This is a genomic window from Streptomyces sp. NBC_01142, assembly GCF_026341125.1.
In the GTDB taxonomy this organism is placed as follows: Bacteria; Actinomycetota; Actinomycetes; order Streptomycetales; family Streptomycetaceae; genus Streptomyces.
Map to the genome: position 1 here is coordinate 26,133 of NZ_JAPEOR010000005.1, position 26,468 is coordinate 52,600.

Here is a 26,468-nt window from a genome sequence, read left to right on the forward strand (position 1 = left end):
GGAGGCACCCTGTGGGTGAGCTGCTGGCCGACCACACCACCCTGCGCCTCGGCGGCCCCGCCGACCAGTTCCTCACGCATGCCGACCCCGGCACCTGGTTCGACCTTGTTCGCAGCGTCCAGGGCACCAGGGCCCCGTTCGTCCTCGGCGGCGGCAGCAACACCCTGGCGGACGACGCTGCGTACCCCGGCGCCGTCATCCGCATGGCGACATGCGGCATCGCCCTGCGGCCGTTGGCCGACGCGTCCGTGGAGGTGGTCGTCCAGGCGGGAGAGCCGCTCGCCAAGGTTGTCGAGTTCGCCGTGGCCCATGGCCTATCCGGCATCGAATACCTCGGCGGCATCCCGGGCACCGCCGGCGCCGCCCCGGTCCAGAACACCGGCGCCTACGGACAGCAGATATCCGACACCCTCACCCGCATTACGGCCTACGACTGGGACCTGCTGCGACTGGTCGAACTGCGGTCGGCCGAGTGCGGCTTCGGCTACCGCACCAGCACGTTCAAGACCCGGCCCGGCCGGTGGACGATCCTCGAGATAGCCCTCCGCATGACACGAAGCGCACTCGCTGCCCCCGTCATTTACCCCAACCTCGCCGACGCGCTCGCGTCACCTCTCGGCGCCCGGCCGCCACTCGCCGAGGCGGCCCAGACCGTCCTCGACGACCGCCGCCTGCGCGGGCTCAACATTCCCGACGACGGGCCGGACTCCCGCCAGGTGGGGTCGGTGTTCCTCAACCCGACCGTCACCCCAGCCCAGGCGACCACGATCCGCAGTTCCGGCGGGCCCGTTCAACGTGGCCCGGACGGCTCCCTGCGCGCGAGCGCCGGCTGGCTGCTCGAACAGGCGGGGTTCTGCCCGGGGCTCCGGATCGACGCGGGGGTGTACTGCTCCAGCGGCCGCACCCTGACCCTTGCTGCGCGCGAAGCGGCCACGGCCGCCTCCTTCACCGCCGCCCTGTGCACTCTTGCTGATGCCGTCTTCGCAACCGACGGCATCCGGCTGAGGCCCGAGCCCATCCGGCCTAACGCAATGGCGACTACCTCATCACGTCATCTGCGCGCGCCGGAATGCTCCTAGTCCCTGTCTCCCCGCTCAGGACCACCAGCGCATCGAGAGGCCCAGGGACAGGGTGTCTGGCGATGATCGCTGACGTCACATTCGGACCCGTACAGGGGCGGCAGTACTCAGGAGGCGGCCTGGGCCTCTTCCGCGGCGGCCACAGTCCAGAGTCAGCGTTACCGAGTACTCCTCGGGGCCGCTGCCGCCCTCCGGGGTAACGAGTGAGACGAGGAATCGGTCCACGTCACAGCGGTCGACCAACTGGCTCGCACTGAGTTGGTAGCTGCCCTCCTGCCGCGGGATCCGGACTCGATACGCAGAAGTGGGACGGATCTGCTCCGTCTGTCGCCGGTCGGCCCAGGTAGGGAGCCGAAGCCGAGCGTGGCGGTCCGGAACCCGTGAACGCTCCTCGGGCGAGTGGGCCGGAGAAGCACTAGTGATCTTCTTCAGTTCGACGTGTATCCGCCGCACAACGTGCTGGTGGTCACCGCGGTTCCGCACGGACACGTCCAGAGCGGGATGGTGCAGGCTCATGTTGCCGAGTTCTTGAGGCAGTGTGCCGTCCATCTCCGCCAGGACTGCCTCGGCGTCGGTCACAGCGACGCGCGTCAGAGCGAGGGGCTTTCCCCTGTGCCATCGGGCTCTCCATGCGGCCCCCCGTGCAGCTTTCCCGGATCCGTCCATGTTCGGTCCCCCCGTATTGGGCGTCGTTTCTGGTGTTCGGGACGGCCAGGGTGTGCGCCGTCCGCCTCTCACGGCTGGTTCAGCCGGAGGAGTCTGCCAGCCCCGATGCAGGTGTCGGAACGTTCGCGGGAGTTTCGCCAGCCGCCTGCGCATGCCATTCCGGCGGGACCGCGACGGCGGCTGCTCTGCCCCGGTAGGTCACCGCGACATGCTCGCCGGCCTCGGCGCGATCGAGTAGTTCTGCCAAGCCGCGAACGGCGACCTGCGCGGTGATCGTGTCCGCCAGTTTTCCTCCGGCCTGCGCATGCCAGTCAGCCGGCACGAGTACAGCGGCCGCGCGTCCGTGTCGGGTCACCACGTGGTGGCCCTTCTTCAGGCGCACCCGGGCGAATACGGGACTCCACCCCGAGCGGGTGTCATCGGCGCTGCTGCTGGTCGTCTCCATGGGCCGGAAGTGTACGGACTGCCAGGACTTCAAGGACACCCACACACTTCCCGAACTTCCATAACTTCCCGAACTTCAAGGTTTTGCGCTACGGTCTTCCACGTCGGAGCGAAAGCCCCGTCGGCGCCACCTCCGCCTCGAACAGGCCGAGTTCGTCGTGCCCTTGAACCCATCTGGGCACCTCACAGCACCGCCAGAGGAGGAATCACCCCTCCCCCTCATCCGCCCCGGCCGGCGTCTTCAGCGCCGGTCACGGGCGAGCCCGATCAACCTCACGAACCGAGGAGCTCCACCGATGAACAGCACCAGCCAGCGCGCGACCGTCGCGGCCGTCGCGGCCGCCGGAATGCTCGGACTGCTCGCCACCACCGCCCAGGCCGACACCGCCGACCCCAACAAGCCGACCCGCACCTACACCGAGGAGCGCACCAACCCGGTGACCGGTGAGAAGGAGACGGCGACGATCTCGGAATACCCGGACGTCATCAAGCGCGGCGACGGGGGCAGCTCGGACAAGACGGGCCGCAGCTACACGACCGACACCAACCCGATCACGGGCAAGCGGGAGACGACCAAGGTCACGGAGTACCCCGGCACCGATCGCCGGCCGAGCACCCCCTCCGGCACCACGGCGCCCGCCCCGGGCACCGGCGGCCTCTTCCTCCGCGATGCCGGAGGATCCATCAAGGGCCTCATGGGCGAGGGCGACCGCGCGCGGATCATCGCGTGTCACCCCAGCAACCCCAACCTGGTCAAGGTCGAGCAGATCTCCAGCGGGCACGGCGGATGGGGCGCGTACATCGGCTACGTGAAGATCGCCGCGACCACGGCCCCGAGCCGTATCGCCTGCGGCTGATCCCCCACGCCCAACGTCGTGACCGGCCCCGCGCTCGCGCGGGCGGCGGTCACGGCACCGGCCGCCGGGCAACGCCACCAACTGCGGTACGGAAGTGCACCCGACGGCAGCCCCCGCATCCCCCTCACACGTACAGCAAGAGGAGAGGCCCGTGCCCGCTGACATTCAACGACTGGCCGAACGCCGTGCGGACCTCGTCCGTCAGCTCCTTGCATCGAGCGAGAACTTGCCGGTCTTGAGCGCCGGGCCTGATCGAGCGGACACCGATTACGCCCGCACCCTTCTGGCCGCGGACGTCGCTGCACTCGAAGGAGTGCTGCTCGCCGGCCTCGCCGACCCTGAGCACCGTCACAGTCGCTGACTGCCGATCGCCGGACCTCGTCCACCGACAGTTACGCGGGCGACTGGCGCGCTCTTCCGCCAGGGCGCTCACCCGCGCCAGCACATGCGATCCCCGCCCGGCTCAAGGGAACGCGCCGAGCTTCCCCGCCTCGATGAAGGCGACCGACCCCCTGCCAGGGCCAGTCCTTCGTCCCGTGAAGCGATCCCACTCCCGGGCCTTCACCAACGAAACGGCCCTGGCCTGGTGTCTTCAGCACCTGGCCAGGGCCTCGCCAACCGAGCCACAGACCACGAACCGGTAGGAGCTCAGCAGCATGGCCAACCGTACCCGCGGCCGCGACTTCGAACGCCGCGTCCGGCGGATCAGCACCGCCGCGCAGGGCGCCGAGAACGCCCGCTCCGCCGCCGCCCGCCTCAGCCGGGAGCGCGCGAGCAACTCCACCAGGAGCAGCAACTCTCCGGACGGGGCTGCGTGATGAACTTCGGACGCAGCAAGGACGACAGCACCACCAGTTCCACGCAGGGCGGTTCCTCCTCGCCGAGCGGCTTCACGGCCGAGCAGAGGGCCGGCCAGCAGGCACTCAATGACCGGCTGACCTGCAGCCGCCTGGAAGATCGCGACAAGGACGCGCCTCCCGGCAGCTTCTGACTTCCAACAGTCCCCCTGGATCACCTCGTTGAACGCAGCGCCCGCCGTCCCGGCTTCAGCCGGGACGGCGCTCTGGCTTCACGCCTGCCGAGCCCGTCAGCGCCCGCGCCTCAACCCCGTGGGGCCGAAGGCGCCTCCCGCCGCGCACGGAAGGGAGCCACGCCGCGGACCATCGTCGGGACACCAGCTGGGACACGGATCGCTCCTTCTGCGGCAGTCCGCCTCAGCCTGCGGCGGTCCTCCGGCAGGCTCGGAGATAGTCCTGCATCGGCTCCAGGCCGACCTCGAGCCGCCGCTGCTCGACCCGCTCGGCGTCCCAGATTGGCGCTGGCGACAGCTCGCCCGCCTCGTCCGCAAGAAGTTGCGTGCCGTACACCTGCGGGCGTCCTTGGGCGACGCGGACGCGGTCCTCCAGCAGCGCACCGTGGTGCGGGTCCGCCTCGCCGGCCAGGATCGCGTCCGCGAGCAGATCGCGGCACTGCCGCTGGAAGTCGGGCGCGGGATCGCTGTGTTGAGCCAGGAGCCACAAGGCCGCGGCGGCAGGCTTCCCCACTTCCGAGATGCCCGGCCACCCCCGCGCGGCGACGAGTTGCTCCAGCCAGATCCGGTTGTCCAGGTCAATCTGCTTCCACCGCTCCATCGCCTCCGGCGTGCGGGCCGCCCGCGGCAGCAGCCGCACCTCCTGGTCCAGCTCCTGTCGCCGCAGTAGCTCAGCGGCCAGCTCCTCGTCCGGAGCGCCAGCGGCATGCGGCCGCACGGCCGCGTCGATGACCTTGAAGAGGTGAGCCCCGAGGACCCTCGTGTCCATCGGAGTGTCCAGGACCTCGAGCTCGTCACGATCCACCCAGCGCACCGGAAGCTCCGGCGTGCCCTGCGGCTCGTACGGCAGTGCCACGACGCCGACGAAGATGTGGTCCCGGTGCAGATGGCGAACGTCGGCACGGCCATCGGGGCCGGCGCCCATGTCCACCGTCCACCACGGACCGGCGACGCCGGGGTGCGGGTAGCCGCTGGGGAGCGGGGCCGGCAGGAGGCGCGGGCGGTATCCGGATTCCTCGACCGCTTCGCGTACCGCGGCGTCTTCCGGCGGCTCGTTGCGCTCTTCCCGGACGTGTCCGCCCGGAGCCAGGTACCCGCCGTGTCGAGGGTGCTCCACCATGCACATACGCCACAGGGCCCCGAAGCGCGCGAAGAAGTACGTGCTCGCAGTCGTGTGCCGAATCTGCTTCATGCCGATCCTCCGGTGCCAGTGCGTCACGGGCCGCACGAGGTCCTACCCGCGCCGCCTCTGTCCACAGCTTCGCGCCCGTACGGTCCGGTTCCTGATCAAGGAACGGAGGGCCACGTATGTCCGCAATAGCCTGGCTTCGACTGTCCGACGACCGGCTAGTTCGAGCCGATCGTGTGATCGCCGTCGACCTCTGGGGTCCGGTCGCCGACAACGCCGAGCACACCGGGCCGCTCACGAAGGCAGTCGAGGGGCAGCCGGCGCGGATCGTGGCTCAGCTCGCCGGCCCCGACACCTCCTGGGTGCATGTCGCGACCTGCACCCCCGTTCGCGGTGGCGAGTTGATAACCGGGCTGCTTGGCGCGCTCGCCGCGGCCGCCGCACGGCCCTCGGGCATCGCGATCGTCTACGGGCTCCGGCACGGAGGGGAGCTCTCGCGGTGGACCTTCGGGGCGACGATCCCGCTCACCGATCCCCGCGTCGTGCCATTCCATGAGGTCCGGGACCTCGCCCCCGGACGGTGGCTGGTGCGTCCGCTGCAGCGGGGTGGGGCGCAGGAAGGTTCCTGAGCCCCGTCGCTCCGCGGCCGGCAGCTGCGAGACGGTCAGGAGGCGTGATCTCCAGGCGCCTGGTTCTCGCCCGCCGGTTGGAGTTGGAAGGGGAGTTCGCATCGCATGGCGGGCCGTTGGGCGACCCATCCGGACTCATACGCGGCGGGATCGTGGACGGTCCGTATGTGCGTGAACCCGAGCCGCTCGTAGTAGGCGTGGAGCCGGGTGTTGCTCGTCCAGGCGTCGAGCCGCAGCCACTTCATTCCGCTGCGGGCGGCCCGGTCACCGCACCAGTCCAGAATCCTGGCCCCGAGTCGGTCTCCGCTGCCGGGCCGCGCCAGGGTCAACTTGTGGACGTAGAGGGAGGGTTCGCACCGCTCGTCCGCGGACCACAGGACTGGTTCGGCCCTTCGGTCGAGGGTGACTGTGGCGACGGGCGGAGCCGCCTCTGCCGGGCGAAAGAGATAGACCTCGCCGGCCGTCACGGACTCGGTGAGGAGCTCGGGCGGGTAGGGCGTGGACCACTGGTCGCTGCCCTGGTCACGCAGCCATTTCGCCGCGTCCGTACGGAACTTCAGCAGTCGGGGGATGTCGGCCGGCTCGGCCCGGTCAACGATCACTCGCCGCCTCGCTCGGTGGTCCGGAAACGCTCGTACACCGTGATGTTGCGGTGCGCCGGCAGCGTGAAGAGGGTGACCTGGACAGGCGTGTCGTTGGCGTCGTAGTTGGTGCTCACGATCTTGATGGCGGGCACCGAGTTGCCTTCCCCGAGGCCGAGACGAAGGTTCTCGCCCGGGGTGGTGGTGTGGGGGTGGATCTCGTCGATGGAGCGGACGATCTCGTGTCCCAGCTCGGCGAGGACCCGGTTCGTGCCGCGTTCGACGTTGTCCTGGAGCACCCAGTCGCTTCCCTCGACGATGCGGAGCGCCACGTACGAGTCGTCGGTGTGCGCCGCCGTGCCGTCCACCATGTTGGTTCTGCGCCGCACGGCCACGTACTCGCCGTCCCGCAGGTCGAGCCGACTGCGCACCAGCTCCTCCGCCGGCTCGCGCGTGATCTCGTCCATGCGCGCGTCGCCCTTGCGGTGCGCGGCATCGAGCAGCGACGTGTAGATGTCGACGTTGGGTGCCTTCTGGTGGAACTCCGACTGGGGGAAGAAGATCAGCGGCTTCCAGTCGTGGACCCAGGCGCCCGAGCCTTTGCGTGTCCGGACAATGCCCTCGGCCTTCAGCTTCTCCAGCACGCGCACCATCGACTGCCGGCTCAACCCGTACTCGTCACCGAGGATCTGGGCGGAGGGGAGTTTGTCGGGAGAGCCGTCCGGCTTGCGGAAGTCCCCAGCTTGGATGCGTTCGCGCAGCTGGGCGACGACGTCGTCGACTGTCGCCTTCTCCGCTTTCTGCGGGCGATTTGTACTCATGGCCGCACCTTAGCAACCTGTCGCGACAGGTTAGCAAGAGTCACAGCGGGCCGTACAGCCCGACCGCCAAGGCATTTACCTTCCCACAGCCTCATTGCGCCGCCATTCAACTCAACCTGTCAAGACAGGTGTTGACGGACCGCCAAGTGATCGCCTACCTTCGTGATCGACGCCACAACCTGTCTTGACAGGTTTGGGTGTCTGCGACCTCATTTCAGGTCTAAGCAACTCAATTCGGCGCACTGCCGGGGCTCGCGCGATGGGGCCCGCTCCTTGAGAACTGCACAGCGGACACAGGACTGAGCGCCCGCGGGCTGCCGATCGGCATCGCCGGACGGCCACTCGACCGGGCGCAATCGACAGTCCAGGCAACCAAGGCCCGGCACACCTCATGTGTGCCGTGGCCTTGGCCGTCTGGCCAACACGACGGCCCCGACCAGGAGTTAATCCCGGCCGGGGCCGCCCTCGGCCCCTCTGGGGAGTCGCCACTCCCGCCAGGGCCTCATCCGAACACCTCACTCAGCGAGGAGTCCGAACTGTGTCCCAGATTAGTGATCACCCCGCTCGCCCCGCCGGCCAGGTCGGATCGACGAGCTCCGCACACTCCAAGACGATCGCCGCCGCGGTGGACACCGCTACTCGGGCCCGCGCCGCCGAGGTCGCGGGGGCATACCTGTCCAACCTGGCTCTGGCCGCCCAGACGGCGGCCGCCAAGGGGGCGTGCTGATGTCCGCGCCCGCTCCCTTCGAGCCCGTGCACCCGAGCCTGGTCGAGTTCGTGGGGATGGCCCGCAGTCGGCTCGGCAACCTGAGTCCGGCCGAGCGCCGGGTGAAGGCGGCCGAGGCTGCACGCGACGTGCTGCGCCGCGTAATCAAGCTCGATCTGAAGAGCATGTCGGCGGACGAACTCGTCCTGGAAGTAATGGAGATGCGCGGCGCCCTGGCCGGTCTGCTGACCGTCACGGTCCCGGCCGCCACGCCGCCTGCTCGGCCCGAGGCCGGTGGACTCACCGACGACGACCTGGTCGCCAGCCTCTTCGACATGATCAGCGACGTGGCGCCGCTGGAGGCCGACGTGGCCGTCCACATCGGCCGCCCGCTGCCCAACCCGCTGATCGACTCTCTGGTCAGGGCGATCAATGCGCCGGGCCTGCAGTACGCGGGCGAGTACCTGGAAGCCCGCGGGCACTGCGGGACCTCCACCGTTCACATCACCGCCATGGCTCTTGCCGGAGGTGCGCAGTGACGACGCAGACTCCGCCCGAGGAACCGCAGCCCCGCACGACCGAGATCCTCGCCGAACCCGCCACGGTCGACCAGTGCCGGCAGGACTACATCCGCGGCGCCGCCGACCGGGCGACCGCCTTCAAGCAGATGCGCCGGGCGGGGGCGCCTGGCCCCTCGTGACGACGGCGCCTCCGGCCTCCCCCGCTCCGGCCGCCACCGCCAAAGCCCGGCGGCAAGGCCGGGGGCGGCCGGACCGCCGGCCAGGGCCCCTCAGCAACTCGCGGGGGACGGCAGAACCCCGTTGTCCCCCTTGCGACTCCGCCCCCTCGGAGCCGCCTCGCACAGGAGAAGTACGGTGACCACCACCTCCAGCACTCCCCCTACGACATCCCCGGCGGCCTCGGCCGACGAGCCGGACCGGCAGCCGCTCAACAAGGCGCAGCGCGTGATCGTCGGTGTCGTGGTCGGCGGCGCGGTGGTGATCGCCGGAATCGGCTTCGCCGGCTCGTACGCCGCGGTCAGAGACCTTGCGATCCGCAAGGGCTTCGGCACGTTCGCCCATGTGTTCCCGCTCGGGGTCGACGCGGGGATCCTCGTCCTGCTCGCGCTGGACCTGCTGCTGACCTGGCTCCGGATGCCGTTCCCCATGCTTCGGCAGACCGCGTGGCTGCTGACCAGCGCGACGATTGCGTTCAACGGCGCCGCGGCGTGGCCCGACCCGCTCGGGGTCGGCATGCACGCGGTGATCCCGATCCTGTTCGTCGTGACGGTCGAGGCCGCCCGGCACGCCATCGGCCGGATCGCCGACATCACCGCGGACAAGCACATGGAGGGCGTCCGGCTGATCCGGTGGCTGCTGTCGCCGCTCCCCACGTTCAAGTTGTGGCGGCGGATGAAGCTGTGGGAGCTGCGCTCGTATGACCGGGTCCTCGAACTCGAGCAGGAGCGCCTCGTCTACCAGGCCCGACTGCGCACCCGGTTCGGTCGCGCCTGGCGCCGCAAGGCCCCGGTCGAGGCCCGGCTACCGCTGAAGCTCACCCGCTACGGCGTCCCGCTCAACTCCGGCCGCGCCCTCGCCCCGGCCCCTCCTGCGGCGCCGGCGCCGGAGGGCAACGCGCTGGAGGCCCACGTCGCCGACGCCCTCGCGCTCACCTCGACCGCGGATGGAGCGCCGGGCCTTCCCGCCGGTGAAGGCATGAACGTTCCTTCGTACCCCGTGAACGCCGACGTCGACGCCGGCGTGAACCCTCGCGTCGGGCAAGCGCCGGCGCCGCGGCCGGCAGCCGTGAACGCGGCGGCCGGGCGTGAACCGGGCACCGTGAAACCGGACGCCGGGCAGCGCGTGAATCCGCAGGTTCACGCACCGGCCGGCCGCCCCGTGAACGGTTCACGCGGGCACGGTTCACGGCCAGGCGTGAACGGGTCGGCGAGCGTCGCCGATTCACGCATGAAGCCGTTCACACCCTCCGTGAACGACGCCAGCGTGAACCGCGTGAACTCCGTAAATCCGCTGTTCACAGGCACCGTGAACGGATTCACGCTGATCGTGAAGCCCCGTGAATTCACGCGTGAAGCCGAGACCGTGAATCGGCCGGAGTGGAGCGTGAAGCAGCCGGCGCAGCTGCGCGTGAACCACCCCGCCGACCGTGAATCAGGCGGCGTGAACGACGGCGGCGGCACCGTGAACTCGGCGCCGGACAAGGCCGTGAACGAGCACCCCGACGATCGTGAAGAGGAGCGCGTGAACGGCGGCGACGACGGCGTGAACGACCGCGCCGTGAATTCACGCCGCACCCATCGCGCACACGCCGCGAAGGCGCCGGCACCGAGCTCGGTTCACGCCACCGTCGGCGCCCCGAGCCCGGAGGAGGCGGAGCGGGCCAAGGCGGCCGCCGACTGGTTCGCCGCGAAGAAGGCGAACCCGAGCCTCACGCAGAAGGACTTCGTGAAAGAACTCGGCCGCTCGCCGGGCTGGATGACCAAGGCCCTCAAGGAGGCGGCACGCAAGGCCGCGGCCGCGGCCGATGGCTGAGCCGACCCGCGAAGACCTTTCCAGCGCGGCCCGTCTGGGGTCGGGCGTCCCGCCCGGCCCCAGGCCTCACGCCAGCTCCACAGCAGGGCCGCTGACCTGCCACGACGCCGACCACAACGAGAAGTTCATACGCATGCTGATCCACTTCGCCCTTCAGGGCGAGCGGATCACCGGAGCCTCCGAGGAGGGAGGGAATATGACCACCGCAGACGAGAAGACCGACCCGTTCCACGTGCCACTGCCGGCCGAGGTGCCCGTACCCGCGCCGCACCCGGAGGCAGCGGGCCGTGACGGTGGCCAGGTGACGGCCACGACGTCGGTCCCAGCCCCTGCAGACCCGCATGTAGATGCCCCTGTAGATGCTGTAGATGCGCAGGTCAGCGCCCCAGAAGAGGGTGTGCCCGCTCCCCGGGGGAGCGGGGCGGAGCCTGCCCTTCCGCCCATGCCGGAATCGCCGCCCGCGACGCCGGAGGACGACCCGGATTGGTGGCGCGTCTCCCGGGACGAGCCGAAGGCCGCGCCTCCTGCGAAGGGGTCGCCGCGCGACACCATGTCCGGCTGGTGGGACCGCCTCTACAAGGACCAGGACGCAGACCTCGACACCTACACCGGGCACGTGCTGACGGTGCCGGCCGACGGCGGACCGGTCCTCATCGAGGTCCAGAAGAGCCCCGAGCCCGAGGCCCCGGAGCCGGATGAGGCCGCGGGCGAGGAGCCCTCCGCCCGCCCGCAGGTCCTCGATGTCCGCAAGCCGCAGCCGACCCTCCAGATCCGTACGCAGCCGGTGAAGCGGTGGCGCCCGACCAGGTTCTGGCGCGTCATCACCTTCAACGGGACCGCGGCAGCGGTCGGCAGCGCCATCGGTCTGAACGCCTACCTGTCCCAGTTCCCGCCGGCCGCCGTCACCGCTGCCGGCGGGCTGCTCGGGGCGGGCATGGCGCTCGGCGGGGGGTTCACGGCGTGGAAAGTCGCGGGCAGTGAAATGCTCGCGCCGTTCGTGCCGTTCGGCGCCCTGGGCCGCCTCGGCGCGGTGTTCGTCTCCGCCGAAGTCGGGCGTCGCCTCGGCCAGGCGCTCCTGCCGTACACCTCCGACACGATCGCCCGCTACGTCGGCCTGAGCCAGGCCGACACCTCCCTGCTCGTCGTCGGCCTCACCATGTGCGGCGCCTCGGGCTGGCTGGTGTGGCGCACTCGCCACGGCGGCCTGCTCAAGCGCTGGCTGGCGCGCATCCCGCTGGCCACCTCCCTGCTCGTCTGCGCGCTGTACTCCAACGGCCCTGTCATCTGAAAGGCACACACCCGTGATCCCCATGAACACCGTGCTCGCCGCGCCCGCTTCCGGCGCCAGCTTCACCCAGGGCCTGGGAGCGGTCGGTCTCTCGTCCCTCGCGGCCGCCGGTTTCATCGTCCTGATCATCGCCATCCGCAACAAGTCGAAGCTCACCCGGAAGTACTTCGACGACCGCCGCTACCTCGCCGGACTCGCTGCCGTGATCGGCGTCCTGTTCATGATCGCTGGGGGGACCTGGAGGAATCTGGCCGAGGGAGTCCACGGCACAGCGGCCTCGACCCTCACCGATCCGAATCTCATCGCCGGCGCTTCACCTGCCGGTCTCGCCTTGGTCCTCGGCGTCCTGGCCTTCCTGCCCGAATGGCAGCGGCGTCTTCCCCCTGCGCTCTTCGGCCTGAGCTTCGGCGTCGCGTGCGGCGTCGCGGGTGCGTTCTGGGGGATCCTCTTCAAGGTGACCAGCGCGTTCCTGGAGAAGCTCGCATGAGAGCGCTGCTCAAGGAGATCAGCATCCCGTTCCAGGGCGCCAGGCAGACGCCGCGGCTGCTCCTCCTCCCACTGTTGACCGGGTCGCGCCTCATCGCGTCATTCCTGCTGCGCAGGGTGGCCCGGGTCGTCAAGCTCGGCTGGACGGCGGCCATGAACCTTGATGCTCCGCCGGCGAAGGCCGCACCGGAGCAGGGCGGCGAGCCCGCTGACGATGGCTCCGCAAACAAGTCGGGGCCGAGCACCACCAAGGTCTCCAAGAAGACGGCTCCGGCCACCTCCGATGACGCGATCGAGCGGGTCGGCCTGGGCTGCCTGATCATCCTGTTCGCCGCCGTCGTCATCGCGGGGGTCATCTGGCTGTTCATGTGGCTCGCCTGGCCGTACATCGCTCCGTTCGCGCCGGTCGGCGGTGCCGTCCTCGGGGTGGTGTGGGTGATCGCCGCGTGGATGATCGCTCCCCCGCTGCAGGAGACCGCCACCCAAAACGATCATGAAAATTCTGCGGGGGAGCAGGATCAGGAATCCGACCAGGACCGGTTCGCCCGTGGGCTCGCGCGGTTCATCGTGGCCGCTGTCCGGGATGCTGCGCCGGAGCACATGGGCGTGCACATCGCCGAGCTCCTCGAGCGGCTTCAGAAGGAGGCGCAGGGCTTCGGCGGCTGGGATCAGCCCCGGCTGCGGGAGTGGTGCACTGCTGTCGGGATCCCCGTCAGCAGGAACGTTCGGGCGAAGGGGAAGGGGCCCACCTGGGGGGTCCGCGCCGACGAGCTGCAGGAGGCGTTCGGCACCTCTCTGGACGAGGCCCTGGAGGCCCTCGCCCGACCCGCCCTCCCGGCCCCGTCGGAGGGGCCCCCGACCACCCCCGGCCAGGCCGAGGAAGCGGGCCCCGTCGCACCCCTCACCGCACCCCCCGCTGAGGCCCCCGTGCCGGCCGGGCACAGCACCCCCGTTCACCCCCACCTCCAGGCTGTTCCCGACCCCTCCCCTGGCGCCGTCGCATGATCCGGCCCTGCGGGGGTGTAGATGTCATCTACACCCCCATCTACCAGGGCATCTACCGCTCATCTCACCGCCGTCGACGGCCCGTCGACACCCTCGCCTACGGCCTGTCGACATCGCGTCTACAGGCTGGACCCCACCCAGGACGACGCCCTCGCCGGCGGCGAGAAAGAGCCCCTGCCCGCCCACGGCCACGGCCTTTGCCCTCTACGATCCGGGTGACCACCGATCGGATCAGGAGGCGGCCGTGCCGTTCACGTACAACTGCCCGCGCTGTGGCACGGCGTCCCGGCCCTACACCTTCCGGGCCGGCGCGGAAGGCCACGGCGTACGCCACCGCCGCCGGCGTCACGATGGCGACTACCCCGTGGGCGAGTGCGTCCAGCGCATCGCGTGGATCAGCCCGTTCGCCCGCACTGCTGCCTGGCGGCCCTCCCGAGGCGACGCCGTCGCCGCGGCGGTCGCCGGCCTACTCGTCCTCTGGAGTGTCTGGCACGCGTTCACGAACTGACCCCAGGTCGCGACACATCACGCAAGGTGTGTCGCTACCTGGGGTCAGTTCGTTTTTGCGGCTCCCGAACCCTCAACCGCCCGCTGCACGGGAGGCGGTGGGACGTCGGTGGACGGCGCGTTGCCGGCTCGGGTCTCGGACTTCGGGCTCGTCCTCTCCTTCGTCGCCGGTGCTGGTCGCGCGGCGTGCCGGTGCTGGGCAATCGGGGTGGCCGCGGGCTGTTCAGGGCGCGAGCGGGAGGCTGTCCCGTACGGCCAGCGGCAGCGGGTAGGCGGCGGCCAGGGCGGTGATGAGCTGGTGGGCCGTTTCCCGGTCGGCATCGGGGTCGGCCTTCTCGATGAGGACGCCCTCGCCGGCGCCGAAGAGTTCGGCGAGTTCGTCCTGGAGGTCGTCGGCGTCCATGTCGTCGAGATGCGCGTTCTCGGCCCGCTCGTCCAGATGCCGGTGGACCCGGCTCAGGCTTGCCGGATTGGCCGCCTCACCGTTGATCTCGGTGCCGGTGGCGAAGACCGTCGGGTGAGGTTCGGGACCGCTGGGCGGGATGAGGAGTGCGAGTACCGCGTTCTTCAGATCGGTGCGGTCGAGGTAGACGCTGGCGTCCAAAGGGATGGCTCCTGGTCGGGTTGCGGATCTGGGGTGTGGTTCAGCCGGTCAGCTGGAAGGCGTGGTCCAGGCGGCGGGTGTAGTCGGGGGCCAGGAGGTCTCCCAGGGACAGGGTGGATCCGAACCGGTAGTCCGCCCAGTCGGGGGTCATCTCCAGAAGCTCTGCCGTACGGCTGCGCAGTGCCTCCATCCCGCGCGTCCATTGCTCGGCCGGGGTGAGCGCATCCCACATCTGCTCGGCCTCGTCGCCGTCCAGGTCCTCGCCGTCCGGTGTCCGCAGGCGGGCGGTCCACCATGTCGGGAAGGACTCGCTGGCGGAGACGACGACGGGGTGGTTGTCGCGCTCGCGCAGGAGGCGCTGTACGTCCGCCCAGCCGCACTCCGCGCGGAAGTGACCCGAGTCGAGACCCTCGTCGATGACGTTGGCCAGCCAGCCGCGGTGGGGTCCGTCGACCCAGGTGTTGATCTCGCACTGGCCCATCAGGCGGGCGGCGAGGCGCAGCGGGTCCGGGCCGCTGTCCATTGCGGTGTTGAGGAGCAGGGTCAGGGGCCGGACCTGGTGACCGCGGTAGTCGACGATCGGGTCGTCGAAGATGACGTTGTGCAGCGAGCGGGCGTACACGCCCAGCCATCGATACGGGCTCACCTGGTGGCCCAGCGGGATCTCCCGCAGTTCGTGGTCCGCCGGCAGCAGGTCGAACAGGGTGTGTGCCCGTTCGCCGGCGTCCGGAGAGTCGAAGAGCAGTCCACGGGCGTGGTCGTGTATCTGGCTGTGGAGCCAGGGGCGCTCGTGGCCGGTGAGGTGGGCGGAGCCGTGGGGGTCCTGAAAGCGCATGTAGCTCACGGAGGAGTCCTTCTGTGGGTCGGTCGGGATGATGTTCTGCGGCGCGTCAACTCGGTTGTGCGGGCAGTCGGATGCGGCGGCTCGGGCCGGGCTAGTGCCAGTCGTGGCCGGCGGAACAGTTCGCGGGCAGCGGGGCGCCGCTGACGAGGTGGTGCACCAGCCCGAGACCGATTCGTACGCAGCCGAGTGCCGCTTCCTCGTCGGTCTCCCGGGCGAAGAAGCCCTGTGCCGCCGAGGTGTTCTCGATCTTGTAGGCCTGCTCGAGGAGCTGGCTGCGGGTGAGCCGTTGGCCGTGTGCGCCGCGCGGACGGCGTACGACGGCCGCGGCCTTCAACAGGCTGAGCATCCTGCCTTCCGTCTTGAAGAACTGTTGATAGTGGTCCCGTCGAGTGTCGCGGGCTTGCCAGCCCCTGCCGCTGATTGCCTCGTGGAGTTCGCCGCCGGCCGCGACCGTGCGCAGCGCGGCCCGCAGGAGGATGCTTCGCCAGGAGTGCTCGCGCAGGACGTCGCGGGTGGTGTCCCAGTCCGGGGCGCCCAGGGACAGAGCGTCGACGGCCTGCTGGGCGCGCGCCAGGTCGGTGGCCCGGGTCGGCCGGGGCGGGCGGTGGGTGGGCGGCACGGTGTCGGTTCCCCTCACGGTGTTGGTTGGCGGGCGGGTGGCGCCCCTGGGGCTGGTCCGCCGGCCTCGGAGTTCCTTCTACCAGCCGGGTGTGACAGCGGGGCGGGCGGTGCTCAGTGACTGGCCAGGGCGGGCCGGGTGCTGGTCTCCAGGGCGGCGATCGCCTCCTGGGGGACGGGGATGACGCTCTCGATCAGGGTCAGTGCGCGGCGCAGGGCGAGCTGGCGCTGGGGTGCGTACCCGCGCTCGTCGCGGGCGACGGCAAGTGCTGCCTGGGCCTGTTCGATGTTGCGGCGCTCGGTGCGCGGAAGGTAGCCGGCGCCGGTGGTGCGGGCGTGGTGGTCGGCGCTCTTCCAGGCGAGTTCGAGGGCGGTGACGGCCTTGCGGTAGGTGTCGAGGGCTTCGGGGGCGGTGGAGATGCGGGCGTCGCGCGCGGCGTCGAGGGCGTCGATGAGGCGGGCGGTCTGGGGCACGTTCACGTCGCCCAGGGCCAGGCGGTGGAGGTTGTCGAGCAGGTTCATCTCGAAGTCTCCGTAGGCGTCACGCACCGCGTCGTGACGCGCCTCCAAGTCGGCGCGCCGCTTGGCGAGTTCGCCGGAGCGGCGCGTCTGCTGCTGGGTGCGCTCGCGGCGGCGGCGCAGGCCGGCGGCGAGTGCGAGGGCGGCGAGCAGCAGAGCGACGGCGGCGGCCGCGATGCCGAGGACGAGCGCGATGGTGCCCCATGGCGGGCCGTCCGCGTGTCCCAGACCGTCCGCGCTGGTCGTGTCGTGGTCCGTAGGACCGGGGTCGGCTTCGAGGTCCTTGCGGAGGGACGCCCGGAGCTTGGCCGCCAGCTCGAGGGGAAGCGTCGGGCGGAACACCACCGTCGAGACGACCACGACCGCGACCAGGGTGCTGCACACCCGCGGCCAGTCCTGGGCTATCCAGAATCGGAAGGCCTGCGCGGCGAGGAACAGGCACATCCCCGAGCCGGCGACGGAGAGAATCCAGGCGGCGGTCGTGGACATCGGTGACATCGGCCGGGTGCCTTTCACGAGGTGCGTCCCGCCGGACCGAATCCGTGTCGGTCGGCCCGGCGGTGTCCTGTGATGGGTCAGGACCGGATCACGATGTGCCGGGTGGCCTGTGGACAGAGTCCGGCGTTCGCGCGTGCACCTGTGGACAGCGGCGGCCGCCTGGCTCAGATGCGGTCGCCGACCTTGATCGTGCGCCACTTCGCCTCGGTGACCGGCTTCCAGCGGGAGCGGTCTCCCTTGACGATCAGGACCTTCCAGGCTTCCGGGGTCTTGTGCACGCCGGTCTGCACGCGTCCGAGGTACTGGCGGTCGCAGACCCGGCGGCTCCCGCCGCCGCCCGATCCGCCGCTGGATCCGTTGGAGTTGCCCTTGCCGACCTTGTTCGGCGTCCCCGGCTTCACCTTCGACACGCCCCCTCCGCCGGTGGTGGACGAGCGTCCGCCGGAGCCGCCGGTCGTCGACGGCCGGCTGATGCCGGTAAGGGTGAGCGCGTTGGTGGTGACGCTGCGGCAGTTGGTCTCGCGGTAGCGGTCCTGGTAGATCGGCGTCTTGGTCTCCGCATCGTGGTGCTTCTTCTTCACCGTGCCGTGCTCCAGCGGCTCGGGCTGGTGGGAGCCGCAGGCCGTGAGCAGGAGCGCGGCGGCGACGGCGGTCGTGGTGATCGTGAGCTGGCGGGCGGTGTGGGACATCGCGGGGTGGATCTCACTTTCTGCTTCGGGTAGGGGAGTTGGCGGGCCGGGGGCGGCGGCACGACTGTCCGCCAGGTGGCCTGTGGACAGCGGCCGGCCGCCGCGCTCCGGGCGGGCTTCAGTCGCCGGTGTCGTCCTGGAACGTCTCGGCGTAGACGGGCTTGAGGGCGTGCCAGACGGTGAGCTCTGCCGAGCGGCCGTCGAGCCGGTGGAAGACGCCGGCGCGGATCTTCGGGTCCTCGATGCGCCTGACGGCTGCGGCGAAGGCCGCCCGGTCGTCGCGCAGGTGCGCGTGTGTGCCGCGGCGGTGACGTGCCCGTCCGTGATCGCGTTCAGCGGCCCAGGGTCTGGATCTCGTGGATCACCTGGGGGCCGTGGGAGTCGTGGACGACGCGGTGGACCAGGAGGTCGCCCCGGTGGAGGGCGAGGTGGCGGGCCTTGTCCTCGATGGCGGCGAGCTTGCTGCCGGAGTCGATGACGTCGCCGCAGCTGCAGAGCACGCCGTAGCCGTTGCGGCCGCCGAGCGCGGCGCACTCAGGGTTGAGCGGCCTGCCCCGGTGGTGCCGGTGCTCGTCGTCGCCGGTGAGGTGGCACGGTGAGCGGTCCTTGGCGTGCAGGGCCACGACGTCGGCGGTGTAGAACTGGCCGTCGTTGCCGTCCGTGTCCCCGGTGCTCGTGCCGTGCGCGTCCACCCTGGCCCCCTGTCGTAGATGGGCACCGGCAGGCGGTGCCGTCGGTGTCGAACCAACCCTGTTGACGCAATAACGTTAACTTGAGATGATCCATTGAGTCAACTTATTTGCGTCATCCCGGAAGGTGGCCGCACCCGCGATCTCCCGTGCGCCACCGTCAGTTCGACACCCTGGAGGTCCCTTGACCCGCCCGCTCGGCCGTCACCAGCTCACCGTCCTCGGCGCCCTCGCACGCCTCAACGGCGGCACCTGGAGCGCCGGTTGCGCCTGGCAGCTGCGCTCTGCCACGTACACGGCCCGCGTCCTGGACACCCTGGTGCAGCGCGGCTACGTGACGCGGACGAGCGAGAGTGCCCGGTACGCGATCACCGAGGACGGCCTCAACGCGCTGGGCTGGTACACCTGCGAAGGCTGCACCCGCCTGACCCGCTCCCCGGCGATCGAGCAGCCCTCCGCCTCGGAGCGGCGCGTGCGGTGCTCCTGGTGCCACGCCCCCGACAGCCCCCCGCCCTCCGTCGGGTCGCGCCCCGGGCGGACGCGGCCGCACGCCGCACGGGCGCACCGGGTGCCGGCCTGATGTCCGCCGTCACCCTCACCCCCGCCTCGTCGGCCGCGGCTGAACCCCGCCGCACGAGGAGGTGGTCACCCATCGCCCCGATCAGCACCCAGGAGGTACCGGAAGACTCCTTGCGCCTGGAACGGCAGGTGACGTGGTCGGTGTCCGTCTACCGCCGGTCGGACGACGCCGAGGTCCACGAGTACACCAGCCACCGCCTCGCCTCCCCCGCCCTGGCGCGGGAGCACGTGACACTCGCGCGGGAGCGGCCGTGGGTGTCCCGGATCGCGCTGACCGAGCACATCCGCGAGGTGACCCGCCGCACGATCGCCGAGCGCGATCTGCCGGTCGAAGGGTTGCCGGAGCCGGTCCCTTCCGCCCCTCCGGGCGGACGTGTCGCGGCACGGTTCTACGAGATCGAAGGGCTTCAGGCTCACGGGCTGCTGAGCGCCGACGACGTCCGCTGCCATCTGGGGCGGCTGCGCCCGCAGCGGGCGGACGCCGCGCAGCCGGGCAGGAACCCGGGGCCGGCGGGTACGACTCTGCGGGAGACCACGGTCGTCGACTTCTCACGGCCCACGACCGAGGACGAGCTTCCCCACATCCCGACTGACGCTTAAAAGGTGACGCATGTTTTGATTTGGATTAAGTTATAAGGGTCGACCGGTGGGGTGCTCCACACGCCGGGGCGCGGCCTCACCGCCGCGCCGGGAGAGGGCGCAGCACGCTTCCTCTCCCCCGCAGTCCCGGGGCGGCAGGAACTTTCCGAGCTGGCTGCTGGCCCTGCCGCCCCCGACCCCACTTCGTCCCCTGGAGGAGACCCTGCCCCCGTCTGCCCACACCCACGACGCCGCGAGCCGGCACGCGCCGGTCGCCCAGGCGGAGCGGTGGGACATCCGCCGCGCGCGCACCCTCCTCGCCGAGCACACCGGGCTGAACGACTTGGACGCCGACGGCACCTCGGCGACCGGCTACTTCGTCAGTGCCGACGGCTGGCGTGTCCAGGTCGTCTGGACGCACAACGGCAGCCTCACCTTGCCGAGGGCCGGCACTGCGGCGCGCAAGCAGTGGGACGCGGCACTCGATGCGGTCGGAGACGCCTTCCACGGCGCCGAGTTCACCGGCATCCGGCGCAACCGGTACTGCGTGTCCGCGGCCGCGGTTGTTCCTGACGAGCCGCAGTGCACCGCGCGCATGCGCCGCGTCGGCCCGCTCGACGCGTTCCGCCGCGAGGTGACCTTCGACGGGTACGCACCCGAGTCCACAGGGGGTGCAGTGGTCCTCGCCTCGCACGGCCCCTCGCCGACGTCGACCCTGATCGTCACCGATGCGGCGGGCGCCGAGGTGGGCCGCGGCTACGAGGACCACCAGGACGCGATCGAGTCCCTGGCCCACCACTACGGCCTGCCCATGCCCCTCGCCGTGATCGACGAGGGACGGCGCCCGTGAACCACCCGTCACCTAACGGAAGTTCACGCAGGTCAGCGGTCGCCGTGGCCTCGCTCAGCGCCCCGCAGCGCGCAGGGCTTCATGCCGCCGCGGTGCACGCCGAAGGGCATGTCCCGCCGTCCCTGCCGGTCGCCGAGGTGCACCGGCTCGCCGCTCTGGGCCTGGTCGAGGTGCTCGCCACGGACGCCCACCCCCGGTTCGGGCCCCTGACGCGCGCTCCGCGCCACCGCATCACTGGTGCCGGCCGCCGCAGGGCCCGCTGGGAGCCGCTGCCGCAGGTCCTGCTGGTGCCCTGCTCGATGGGCAAGCTCGACGTACCTGTCGCCCCGGCCGCCGAGATGTACGTGGGCCCGTACCATGTCGCGGCCCGCAAGGCCGCGGCCGCCGCCTCCGCGGACGGCTCGGCCCTCGTCCTCACCTTGTCGGCGAAGTTCGGGCTGCTGCGCGACGAGGACCGGATCCTGCACTACGACCTGCGCGCCGGACAGAACGGCACGGTGTCCCCGCGGGTTCTTGCCCGGCAGGCCCACTTCCTCGGCGTGAGCGCCGCGCGTGTGACGGTCTTCGCCGGCAGGGCGTACGCGGATCTCGCCCGCACGATTTGGCCCGCCCTCGAGCACCCGCTGGCGGGCCGCGGGATCGGCGAGCACCTGGCCTACTTCGCCGACCTGTACCGGCCCTCCCGCGTCGGCGGCCGCGTGCGCCCGTAGACGCCGCTCAGCGTCCGGACTCTGTCCACAGGCCGCGGCGCGCACCGTTCATAGATCAACTCCACGGCCCTCCCGGCCCGATGACAGGAATACCCATGTTCAAGAAGCTCTTCACCAACTCCTCCGCCCCCGTCTCCTCCGCCCCCGCCGCACAGCCCGCGGCGCCGGTGCGGACCTCGCTCGCCGACCTGACCAAGAAGGCAGCCCACAGCCTGCAGAAGTCCGGGCTGACCGGCCAGCGGGCGGCCGTCTATCTCGTCCTGGACCGCTCGGGCTCCATGCGCCCGTACTACAGCGACGGCACGGTCCAGTACCTCGCCGAGCGGATCCTGGGCCTGGCACGGAACTTGGACGACGACGGCTCGGTTCCGGTGACGTTCTTCTCCACCGAGGTCGACGGCACGATCACGCTGAGCGTGGACGACTACGCAGGCCGGATCGAGGAGGCACACAGCGGGCTCGGCCACATGGGCCGCACGTACTACGAGAAGGCCCTCCGGGCGGTGCTCGAGCAGCACCGGCAGTCCGGAGCCACGGTGCCCGCGCTGATCGTCTTCCAGACCGACGGCAACCCGGACGACCGGTCCGAGGTGGTCTCGCTCATGCACGAGATCGTCAACGAGGACGAGGACGCGTTCGTGGCCTTCGTCGCCTTCGGCAAGAAGGTGGACTTCCTGCGCACCCTCGACGTTCTCGGGCTGAAGGCCGACCACGTCTCGCTCTTCCCGGCCGACGACCCCACGAACATCGGCGACGAAGAGCTCTACGACGGCATCACCCACGAGTTCGCCCCCTGGCTCCGGGAGCGCCAGTCGGTCAGCAGCTGACCGTCAGCCGGGCAGCCGGCCGCCTCCCCGCGGCCGGCCCGTCGGCCCCTTTAGCCTCAGCGGAGCGCGCGGATCTCCTCCGCGCCCGAGCGAAGAATGGGACGCACGATGAGCAACCCGCCTTTCTACGCGACCTACAGCAGCGCCTCCCGGTCGGCCGGAGAGCAAGCCGCGGCGCTGCAGCTGCTGCTCACCCGCGCCGCCGCCGAACCGGACCTGGCTCTCGCGCTGGCCCAGGTCGACACCACCGAGATGAAGGGCGTGCTGGATACGGCCGGACTGCTGGCCGCGCTCGCGGAGGCGGAGGCGGAGCGCGACCTGAATGCGGGGCTCGCCGAGCGGCACCAGCGGCGCGCGGTGGCGGGTGCCGCGCTGGGCGATCCGTGCGTCTGCGCGCACTCGGCCGCCACCCACGCCCCCCGCCTGACCGCGGACGGTCGGCTGCCCTGCCGGCACGACGACTGCGGCTGTTCCGACCTCGTCTTCAGCTGACCGCCACGGGACGACCTGCCTGCGCCGGGTCACCCTGAAGGTCCTTTCCCCGCCTGTCCTTAAGCCCCGGGCCCCCGTCCCCGGGGCTTTCGGCGCTCCACGACTGGGCGGCGGCGTGCACAGACGCGCCGCGCAGCGCAGTACCTGACCCATATAAATTGCCGTACCATCGGCCGTGGATTTATTTATTAGCGACAAGGAGCCGTGATGGCCCGCAAGGACGAACTGCTGACCCTAAACGAGATCGCGAAGCTAGCCGGCGTGGGCCGGCAGGCCGCGCAGAAGTGGCACCAGGTGGCGCGCAAGACGGGCGGGGAACCGCCGCTGCGCATGGTCGCCAAGGCGATGGACGTCAAGGTCCCGGAGGCGAACGACGAGTCGCCGCGCTACCCCCGCAAGGTCGTGGTCGCCTTCCTGAAGGCCGTGGGCTACATGAACGCGGACGAGAGCCTCATGGAGCGGCGAGGCGGAAGAGGGAAGTGGGCGCCGGCCAAGCCGACCATCGACCCCCGCCGGGCCGAGCAGCCCGGTCCCGATTCCGGCGAGAAGCCGCTCGAGGTGGATCGCGAGACCGGGGGACGGCTCCGCTACTACAACGCGCACGCGTGGGAGATCGCCGGCTTCGGCTCGGAGAACAGCTTCACCTCCTCCCGCACCCTCGGCCGCGCCCCCGCGCCCGACGGGATCGACGAGCTCGAGCGTCCGTACTGGTTCCGGGAGACGCTGGAGGAGTGGGCAGCCGGCGCCGATGAGCGGAAAGCAGAGCGGTACGCCGGCCGCCAGCCGGACGGCTTCACGCCGGAGGGACAGCCCTTCCGCCTACTGCCCGGCGACAACTACTACGCGAAGAAGGCGGCCGAGCAAACCGGCCAATCCGACAAGGAAGAGCCCTCCAAATAGCTGGCAGGACACCCACTGACCAGCCATTTTCCAATGTACCTGTGGTAAACTTAATAGCGTCAGAGGGAGTCGGTTCCGGCCCCCGGGGGCGCCTCGCGCTCCCGTGCGCGGCCCCTGCGGACCGGACCCTGAAACACCGAGGTGTTCCCGGAGGTCTCTTGACGGACACCATGACGCACCCACAGGAAGCCCCCGCCGCTCGTCCGCTCCACCCGCAGTTCCCGTTCAGCCCCGCGGTCAACACCCAGATCCTGGGACGCATCGCGCTGATGGGGCCCAGCGGTTCCGGAAAGTCGTTCACCGCACTGGAGTTGGCCTCCGCGCTCGGGTCCTCGACCGCGGTCATCGAGGCGGTCCACGGACATGCCTCGAAGTACGCCGGCCGGTTCGACTTCCACACCTGCCCGCCCCTGGCGTACTGCTCGCCGGAGGCGCTCGTCGCGGCTCTGGCCGAATGCGCGGCGCAGGGCTACGAGACCGTGATCGTCGACCCGTACACGCTGTTCTGGTCCGGCCACGGCGGCGTTCTCGAACAGGTCGACGACGCCTCCAAGCGCGGCTCCAGCGGCAACAAGTCCGGCTGGACCGAGGTCAGGCCGCGTGAACGCCGGATGTGGGACGCCCTGTTCGCCTACCCCGGCCACGTCATCGTGACGCTGCGCTCGAAGACCGACTACCACCTGGAGGCCGACGAGCAGGGCCGTCACGCCATGCGGCGCTTCGGCGGTAGGCCCGAGCACCGCGACGGCGCGGAGTACGAGTTCAACTTCGTCGGCGCGATGGACAGCGACAACACGCTCGTCGTGGTCAAGGCGCTCTCGCCGGACCTGTCCGGCGCGGTCGTCGCCCGGCCCGGGGCCGAGTTCGCCGTCCGCGTCCGGGCCTGGCTGGAGGACGGCGAGCCGTTCACCCCGCAGGCGCCCGTCACGGAACTGATCACACAGGCCCGCCACCCCGAGGCCACCCATGCCGGACTCGGCCAGCTGCGCGATACCGTCCGCCGCCGCTGCCTGGAGGACGTGCTGATGACCGACGACGACGGGCTGACCCTCGTCCGCCTGGACGACTACATCACCCGGCGCGGCAGGTCCCTGACGGCCACCGCCCCGCAGGACGCACACGCCTCGTGACGCCGGCGCGGCGGCCGCATGCGCGGCCGCCGCGGCGCCGCCGCTCAACTACCGCCCCCACGGGCCCCACATCTCCCCACCAGCAGGAGGACGCGTGCACATCGCCCAAGCGGCCCGCCTAGGCCGCGCACCACCGCGACCCCGACCTCTGGAGCCCCCTTGACCGCGTCCCCCTACGCCCCGTCCCGCGTCTTCTCCCTGCTGCTGGACCACACCGCCCGCGCCCTGGTCTTCCTCGCCGACCACGCCGCCCGCCGCTCCAGCATCCCCAACCCCATGGCCGCGACCCGCGTCGTGCTCACCCACATCGCCGACCAGAACCTCTCGGGCGGCGACATGTACGACGAGGTCACCTGGGCCCTGCGCAAGCTCGGCTTCACCTGGCCGGCAGGCCTGTGCGACAACTGCAACGGACCGCTCGACGACGACCAGGCCGAGAGCACCGGCCTGTGCGGCGACTGCGACACCTGGATCTGCGCCTGCGCCTTCGAGAACCCGGGCACCGAGGAGCGGTGCCGCGGCTGCCACCTGACCCACAACGGGCAGGGCGAGCCCATGTCCCCGTGCACCTGCGGATGCGACACCGCCTTCGGGCAGTTCGGCGACTACGACACCGAATCCTCCGTCTCCCGCCAGCACTTCATCGACACCGGCCGCTTCCTGCGCCCCGGCGAGACCCTCGACGCCGGCTGACCCGCCGCCACCGTCGGCCGCGCGCCGACAACCCCGCACCGCACCCGCCGAGCCGCACACGAACCAGGGACCACCACACCCACGGTGACGCTTTTAGCTTTACCAATGTCACCTCTATTGGTAAACTTATAAGCGTCACCAGGCGGTAGCCCCGGCTGCTGCTCGTACGCGACCCCAGGAGGGCACCCATTTCCGACACCGTGATCGAGAAGGCACTCCGGGCGGCGAACGAGCAGCAGGAGGAGGTCGTTCGTGAGGTCTTCCGCGCGGCCGGCCTGCTCTGGCAGTGCAAGGGCCCCGACTGCCGGTTCGACAACACCGCCGCTCAGGAACTGTGCGAGGGATGCGGCCGCCAGCGCAACGGACACCGCGTCGGCGACGAGGTTCCCCCCTCCGCGCACCCGGACGACTTCGAGCTGCTGCGCGAGGCCCTCAAGGAGTACTTCGCGCAGGTCGGCACGGAGCTGCCCGACGCGGTGACCTTCTCGCTCAACTCCGAGAAGCGGTGGCGCCGTTACGACACCACCCTGCACTTCGGCCCCCGCGTTGAGAGCCACGACTTCGACCGTGAGGTCGGCATGGCCCTCGACGACCTCGGCCGCGCCTACGACTTCGGCGAACGGCTGCGCGTCGCCCTGTACCGCTGACCACCGGAGAACCGACATGCCGACCTTCCTGGCCGCCGATCCCAACACCCCGCCTCCGAACGCCCGTCAGCGCACCTGGCTGCTCGCGGCCCTCCGCGCCGCCGACGGCCTGCTGCCGGTGGGTGTTCCCACCCGCTCGCTGAACGTCCTGCGCGAGCGCGGGTGGATCACGACCGCCCCGGCCGGCGACGACGACCCGATGCTCATCCGGCACAAGATCACTCCCGCTGGCCGTTTCGCCCTGCTCAGCGTCGCCAAGGCCGACGCTCTGCTCAGCACCCTCGTCTCCGTCGAACCCGGCCGCATCGAAGCCCCGGTTCAGGAACGCATCCTCGACTCGCTCGTCCGCGAGGGCCTGGTCACCCGCCTCACTCGGCGCGGCCAGCAGGCCGAGGACGAGGAGCAGCATCCGTACATCACCAACCTCGGCCGCCGCCTGGTCTCTCTGCCCGAGGCCGATGACACCCCTGCGGGCGACTACCTTCTCGCCGCCCTCGCCACGAGCGGCCTGGAGGCGCGTGTCGAGACCGACAGCAACGGCGACAGCCGCATCGTCTACCGGCGCGGGGACGTCGAGGCGCTGTTCTACCGCGAGGTCTGGAACCCCGGCTTCTACACCTACAGCGCCCGGCACCCGGCCTGGATGCACACCAAGCCGTGGACCGCGCTGGTCACGCACGCCGAGGACACCGTCGAGGAGCACATGCCCAGCGGTCTCGGCGTCCAGGAGGAGAGCGCCCGTATGGCGGCCTCCTTCGCCGCGTGGCTCACCCACCGGGACGACCGCGCCTTCACCCTCTGACGCGCTGCTCACCGACCA

35 protein-coding genes are annotated in these 26,468 nt (G+C 70.7%); 25 read left to right on the top strand and 10 right to left on the bottom strand.

Features of this window, described 5'->3' with window-relative positions:
* Positions 1–11: 11 nt before the first annotated feature.
* Positions 12–1,079 carry a UDP-N-acetylmuramate dehydrogenase gene (locus OG883_RS43550; protein WP_266553902.1) on the top strand — a complete coding sequence of 356 codons (1,068 nt, stop codon included), beginning with the start codon at positions 12–14 and terminating at the stop codon, positions 1,077–1,079.
* A gap of 745 nt (positions 1,080–1,824) precedes the next feature.
* Here the strand turns inward: OG883_RS43550 and OG883_RS43555 are convergent.
* Positions 1,825–2,190, bottom strand: coding sequence for a type II toxin-antitoxin system Phd/YefM family antitoxin (locus tag OG883_RS43555; RefSeq protein WP_266553904.1), 366 nt, complete (start codon positions 2,188–2,190; stop codon positions 1,825–1,827).
* Between the two features lie 295 nt (positions 2,191–2,485).
* Between OG883_RS43555 and OG883_RS43560 the strand changes: the two genes are divergently transcribed.
* From OG883_RS43560 to OG883_RS43575, 4 genes are all read left to right on the top strand, one after another.
* Positions 2,486–3,046 carry a hypothetical protein gene (locus tag OG883_RS43560; protein WP_266553906.1) on the top strand — a complete coding sequence of 187 codons (561 nt, stop codon included), beginning with the start codon at positions 2,486–2,488 and terminating at the stop codon, positions 3,044–3,046.
* 151 nt (positions 3,047–3,197) lie between these two features.
* Positions 3,198–3,407, top strand: a complete 210-nt coding sequence (locus tag OG883_RS43565) for a hypothetical protein (protein ID WP_266553908.1) — start codon at positions 3,198–3,200, stop codon at positions 3,405–3,407.
* A gap of 295 nt (positions 3,408–3,702) precedes the next feature.
* A complete protein-coding gene (locus tag OG883_RS43570) occupies positions 3,703–3,864 on the top strand; it encodes a hypothetical protein (RefSeq protein ID WP_266553910.1) in 162 nt (53 codons plus the stop codon).
* Complete coding sequence (locus OG883_RS43575; RefSeq protein ID WP_266553912.1) at positions 3,864–4,037, top strand: hypothetical protein; 174 nt, start codon at positions 3,864–3,866, stop codon at positions 4,035–4,037. Before OG883_RS43570 ends, OG883_RS43575 begins: the two co-directional genes overlap by 1 nt.
* A gap of 223 nt (positions 4,038–4,260) precedes the next feature.
* On the opposite strand, the gene OG883_RS43580 is transcribed toward OG883_RS43575, so the two are convergent.
* Positions 4,261–5,268, bottom strand: coding sequence for a DUF6624 domain-containing protein (locus tag OG883_RS43580; protein WP_266553914.1), 1,008 nt, complete (start codon positions 5,266–5,268; stop codon positions 4,261–4,263).
* 116 nt (positions 5,269–5,384) lie between these two features.
* On the opposite strand from OG883_RS43580, the gene OG883_RS43585 reads away from it, so the two are divergent.
* Positions 5,385–5,834, top strand: a complete 450-nt coding sequence (locus OG883_RS43585; RefSeq protein ID WP_266553916.1) for a hypothetical protein — start codon at positions 5,385–5,387, stop codon at positions 5,832–5,834.
* Between the two features lie 35 nt (positions 5,835–5,869).
* Here OG883_RS43585 and OG883_RS43590 read toward each other — a convergent pair whose 3' ends face one another.
* Both OG883_RS43590 and OG883_RS43595 read right to left on the bottom strand, forming a co-directional pair.
* Positions 5,870–6,436, bottom strand: coding sequence for a GNAT family N-acetyltransferase (locus OG883_RS43590; protein ID WP_266553918.1), 567 nt, complete (start codon positions 6,434–6,436; stop codon positions 5,870–5,872).
* Positions 6,433–7,236, bottom strand: coding sequence for a GntR family transcriptional regulator (locus tag OG883_RS43595; protein WP_266553920.1), 804 nt, complete (start codon positions 7,234–7,236; stop codon positions 6,433–6,435). The genes OG883_RS43590 and OG883_RS43595 overlap by 4 nt, the downstream gene beginning before the upstream one ends.
* 538 nt (positions 7,237–7,774) lie before the next feature.
* Here OG883_RS43595 and OG883_RS43600 point away from each other — a divergent pair.
* The 8 genes from OG883_RS43600 to OG883_RS43635 all read left to right on the top strand — a co-directional run bounded on the left by OG883_RS43600 (position 7,775) and on the right by OG883_RS43635 (position 13,781).
* On the top strand, positions 7,775–7,963 hold the full coding sequence (locus OG883_RS43600; RefSeq protein WP_266553922.1) for a hypothetical protein: 189 nt from the start codon (positions 7,775–7,777) through the stop codon (positions 7,961–7,963).
* Positions 7,963–8,481 carry a hypothetical protein gene (locus OG883_RS43605; RefSeq protein WP_266553924.1) on the top strand — a complete coding sequence of 173 codons (519 nt, stop codon included), beginning with the start codon at positions 7,963–7,965 and terminating at the stop codon, positions 8,479–8,481. The genes OG883_RS43600 and OG883_RS43605 overlap by 1 nt, the downstream gene beginning before the upstream one ends.
* Positions 8,478–8,642 carry a hypothetical protein gene (locus tag OG883_RS43610; protein WP_266553926.1) on the top strand — a complete coding sequence of 55 codons (165 nt, stop codon included), beginning with the start codon at positions 8,478–8,480 and terminating at the stop codon, positions 8,640–8,642. Before OG883_RS43605 ends, OG883_RS43610 begins: the two co-directional genes overlap by 4 nt.
* 265 nt (positions 8,643–8,907) lie before the next feature.
* Positions 8,908–10,494: a DUF2637 domain-containing protein gene (locus OG883_RS43615; protein WP_266554218.1), complete on the top strand. Its 1,587-nt coding sequence runs from the start codon at positions 8,908–8,910 to the stop codon at positions 10,492–10,494.
* The gene (locus OG883_RS43620) at positions 10,487–11,782 is read left to right on the top strand and encodes a hypothetical protein (protein WP_266553928.1); all 1,296 of its coding nucleotides are present in this window, start codon (positions 10,487–10,489) and stop codon (positions 11,780–11,782) included. The genes OG883_RS43615 and OG883_RS43620 overlap by 8 nt, the downstream gene beginning before the upstream one ends.
* A 13-nt stretch (positions 11,783–11,795) precedes the next feature.
* Positions 11,796–12,269 carry a hypothetical protein gene (locus OG883_RS43625; RefSeq protein ID WP_266553930.1) on the top strand — a complete coding sequence of 158 codons (474 nt, stop codon included), beginning with the start codon at positions 11,796–11,798 and terminating at the stop codon, positions 12,267–12,269.
* The gene (locus OG883_RS43630) at positions 12,266–13,273 is read left to right on the top strand and encodes a hypothetical protein (RefSeq protein WP_266553932.1); all 1,008 of its coding nucleotides are present in this window, start codon (positions 12,266–12,268) and stop codon (positions 13,271–13,273) included. The genes OG883_RS43625 and OG883_RS43630 overlap by 4 nt, the downstream gene beginning before the upstream one ends.
* 244 nt (positions 13,274–13,517) lie before the next feature.
* On the top strand, positions 13,518–13,781 hold the full coding sequence (locus tag OG883_RS43635) for a hypothetical protein (RefSeq protein WP_266553934.1): 264 nt from the start codon (positions 13,518–13,520) through the stop codon (positions 13,779–13,781).
* A gap of 222 nt (positions 13,782–14,003) precedes the next feature.
* On the opposite strand, the gene OG883_RS43640 is transcribed toward OG883_RS43635, so the two are convergent.
* From OG883_RS43640 to OG883_RS43665, 6 genes are all read right to left on the bottom strand, one after another.
* Positions 14,004–14,384 carry a hypothetical protein gene (locus OG883_RS43640; protein WP_266553936.1) on the bottom strand — a complete coding sequence of 127 codons (381 nt, stop codon included), beginning with the start codon at positions 14,382–14,384 and terminating at the stop codon, positions 14,004–14,006.
* A gap of 40 nt (positions 14,385–14,424) precedes the next feature.
* Complete coding sequence (locus OG883_RS43645) at positions 14,425–15,228, bottom strand: hypothetical protein (RefSeq protein ID WP_266553938.1); 804 nt, start codon at positions 15,226–15,228, stop codon at positions 14,425–14,427.
* A gap of 91 nt (positions 15,229–15,319) precedes the next feature.
* Positions 15,320–15,847: a hypothetical protein gene (locus OG883_RS43650; RefSeq protein WP_266553940.1), complete on the bottom strand. Its 528-nt coding sequence runs from the start codon at positions 15,845–15,847 to the stop codon at positions 15,320–15,322.
* Between the two features lie 113 nt (positions 15,848–15,960).
* Entirely contained in the window at positions 15,961–16,854 is an 894-nt protein-coding gene (locus OG883_RS43655) for a hypothetical protein (RefSeq protein WP_266553942.1), read from the bottom strand.
* A 173-nt stretch (positions 16,855–17,027) separates the two neighbouring features.
* The gene (locus OG883_RS43660; protein WP_266553944.1) at positions 17,028–17,552 is read right to left on the bottom strand and encodes a hypothetical protein; all 525 of its coding nucleotides are present in this window, start codon (positions 17,550–17,552) and stop codon (positions 17,028–17,030) included.
* A 332-nt stretch (positions 17,553–17,884) separates the two neighbouring features.
* Positions 17,885–18,244, bottom strand: coding sequence for a hypothetical protein (locus tag OG883_RS43665; RefSeq protein WP_266553946.1), 360 nt, complete (start codon positions 18,242–18,244; stop codon positions 17,885–17,887).
* A 181-nt stretch (positions 18,245–18,425) separates the two neighbouring features.
* Between OG883_RS43665 and OG883_RS43670 the strand changes: the two genes are divergently transcribed.
* From OG883_RS43670 to OG883_RS43720, 11 genes are all read left to right on the top strand, one after another.
* Complete coding sequence (locus OG883_RS43670) at positions 18,426–18,821, top strand: hypothetical protein (RefSeq protein ID WP_266553948.1); 396 nt, start codon at positions 18,426–18,428, stop codon at positions 18,819–18,821.
* Complete coding sequence (locus OG883_RS43675) at positions 18,821–19,420, top strand: hypothetical protein (protein ID WP_266553950.1); 600 nt, start codon at positions 18,821–18,823, stop codon at positions 19,418–19,420. The genes OG883_RS43670 and OG883_RS43675 overlap by 1 nt, the downstream gene beginning before the upstream one ends.
* Before the next feature lie 46 nt (positions 19,421–19,466).
* The gene (locus tag OG883_RS43680; protein WP_266553952.1) at positions 19,467–20,249 is read left to right on the top strand and encodes a hypothetical protein; all 783 of its coding nucleotides are present in this window, start codon (positions 19,467–19,469) and stop codon (positions 20,247–20,249) included.
* A 44-nt stretch (positions 20,250–20,293) separates the two neighbouring features.
* Complete coding sequence (locus OG883_RS43685; protein ID WP_266553954.1) at positions 20,294–20,959, top strand: DUF6884 domain-containing protein; 666 nt, start codon at positions 20,294–20,296, stop codon at positions 20,957–20,959.
* Positions 20,960–21,054: 95 nt separating this feature from the next.
* On the top strand, positions 21,055–21,786 hold the full coding sequence (locus OG883_RS43690; protein WP_266553956.1) for a VWA domain-containing protein: 732 nt from the start codon (positions 21,055–21,057) through the stop codon (positions 21,784–21,786).
* A gap of 108 nt (positions 21,787–21,894) precedes the next feature.
* A complete protein-coding gene (locus tag OG883_RS43695) occupies positions 21,895–22,278 on the top strand; it encodes a hypothetical protein (RefSeq protein WP_266553958.1) in 384 nt (127 codons plus the stop codon).
* 207 nt (positions 22,279–22,485) lie between these two features.
* Positions 22,486–23,178, top strand: a complete 693-nt coding sequence (locus OG883_RS43700; protein ID WP_266553960.1) for a hypothetical protein — start codon at positions 22,486–22,488, stop codon at positions 23,176–23,178.
* Between the two features lie 158 nt (positions 23,179–23,336).
* A complete protein-coding gene (locus OG883_RS43705; protein ID WP_266553962.1) occupies positions 23,337–24,308 on the top strand; it encodes an AAA family ATPase in 972 nt (323 codons plus the stop codon).
* Between the two features lie 159 nt (positions 24,309–24,467).
* The gene (locus tag OG883_RS43710; protein WP_266553964.1) at positions 24,468–25,001 is read left to right on the top strand and encodes a hypothetical protein; all 534 of its coding nucleotides are present in this window, start codon (positions 24,468–24,470) and stop codon (positions 24,999–25,001) included.
* Between the two features lie 200 nt (positions 25,002–25,201).
* A complete protein-coding gene (locus tag OG883_RS43715) occupies positions 25,202–25,648 on the top strand; it encodes a hypothetical protein (RefSeq protein WP_266553966.1) in 447 nt (148 codons plus the stop codon).
* Positions 25,649–25,664: 16 nt separating this feature from the next.
* Entirely contained in the window at positions 25,665–26,450 is a 786-nt protein-coding gene (locus OG883_RS43720) for a hypothetical protein (RefSeq protein WP_266553968.1), read from the top strand.
* Positions 26,451–26,468 lie beyond the last annotated feature (18 nt).

Coding starts and splice junctions, on each gene's coding strand:
- OG883_RS43555 (WP_266553904.1), bottom strand. CDS start 2,190: ATGGAGACGACCAGCAGCAGCGCCGATGACACCCGCTCGGGGTGGAGT.
- OG883_RS43560 (WP_266553906.1), top strand. CDS start 2,486: ATGAACAGCACCAGCCAGCGCGCGACCGTCGCGGCCGTCGCGGCCGCC.
- OG883_RS43570 (WP_266553910.1), top strand. CDS start 3,703: ATGGCCAACCGTACCCGCGGCCGCGACTTCGAACGCCGCGTCCGGCGG.
- OG883_RS43575 (WP_266553912.1), top strand. CDS start 3,864: ATGAACTTCGGACGCAGCAAGGACGACAGCACCACCAGTTCCACGCAG.
- OG883_RS43580 (WP_266553914.1), bottom strand. CDS start 5,268: ATGAAGCAGATTCGGCACACGACTGCGAGCACGTACTTCTTCGCGCGC.
- OG883_RS43585 (WP_266553916.1), top strand. CDS start 5,385: ATGTCCGCAATAGCCTGGCTTCGACTGTCCGACGACCGGCTAGTTCGA.
- OG883_RS43595 (WP_266553920.1), bottom strand. CDS start 7,236: ATGAGTACAAATCGCCCGCAGAAAGCGGAGAAGGCGACAGTCGACGAC.
- OG883_RS43605 (WP_266553924.1), top strand. CDS start 7,963: ATGTCCGCGCCCGCTCCCTTCGAGCCCGTGCACCCGAGCCTGGTCGAG.
- OG883_RS43620 (WP_266553928.1), top strand. CDS start 10,487: ATGGCTGAGCCGACCCGCGAAGACCTTTCCAGCGCGGCCCGTCTGGGG.
- OG883_RS43630 (WP_266553932.1), top strand. CDS start 12,266: ATGAGAGCGCTGCTCAAGGAGATCAGCATCCCGTTCCAGGGCGCCAGG.
- OG883_RS43655 (WP_266553942.1), bottom strand. CDS start 16,854: ATGTCCACGACCGCCGCCTGGATTCTCTCCGTCGCCGGCTCGGGGATG.
- OG883_RS43660 (WP_266553944.1), bottom strand. CDS start 17,552: ATGTCCCACACCGCCCGCCAGCTCACGATCACCACGACCGCCGTCGCC.
- OG883_RS43675 (WP_266553950.1), top strand. CDS start 18,821: ATGTCCGCCGTCACCCTCACCCCCGCCTCGTCGGCCGCGGCTGAACCC.
- OG883_RS43690 (WP_266553956.1), top strand. CDS start 21,055: ATGTTCAAGAAGCTCTTCACCAACTCCTCCGCCCCCGTCTCCTCCGCC.
- OG883_RS43695 (WP_266553958.1), top strand. CDS start 21,895: ATGAGCAACCCGCCTTTCTACGCGACCTACAGCAGCGCCTCCCGGTCG.
- OG883_RS43700 (WP_266553960.1), top strand. CDS start 22,486: ATGGCCCGCAAGGACGAACTGCTGACCCTAAACGAGATCGCGAAGCTA.
- OG883_RS43720 (WP_266553968.1), top strand. CDS start 25,665: ATGCCGACCTTCCTGGCCGCCGATCCCAACACCCCGCCTCCGAACGCC.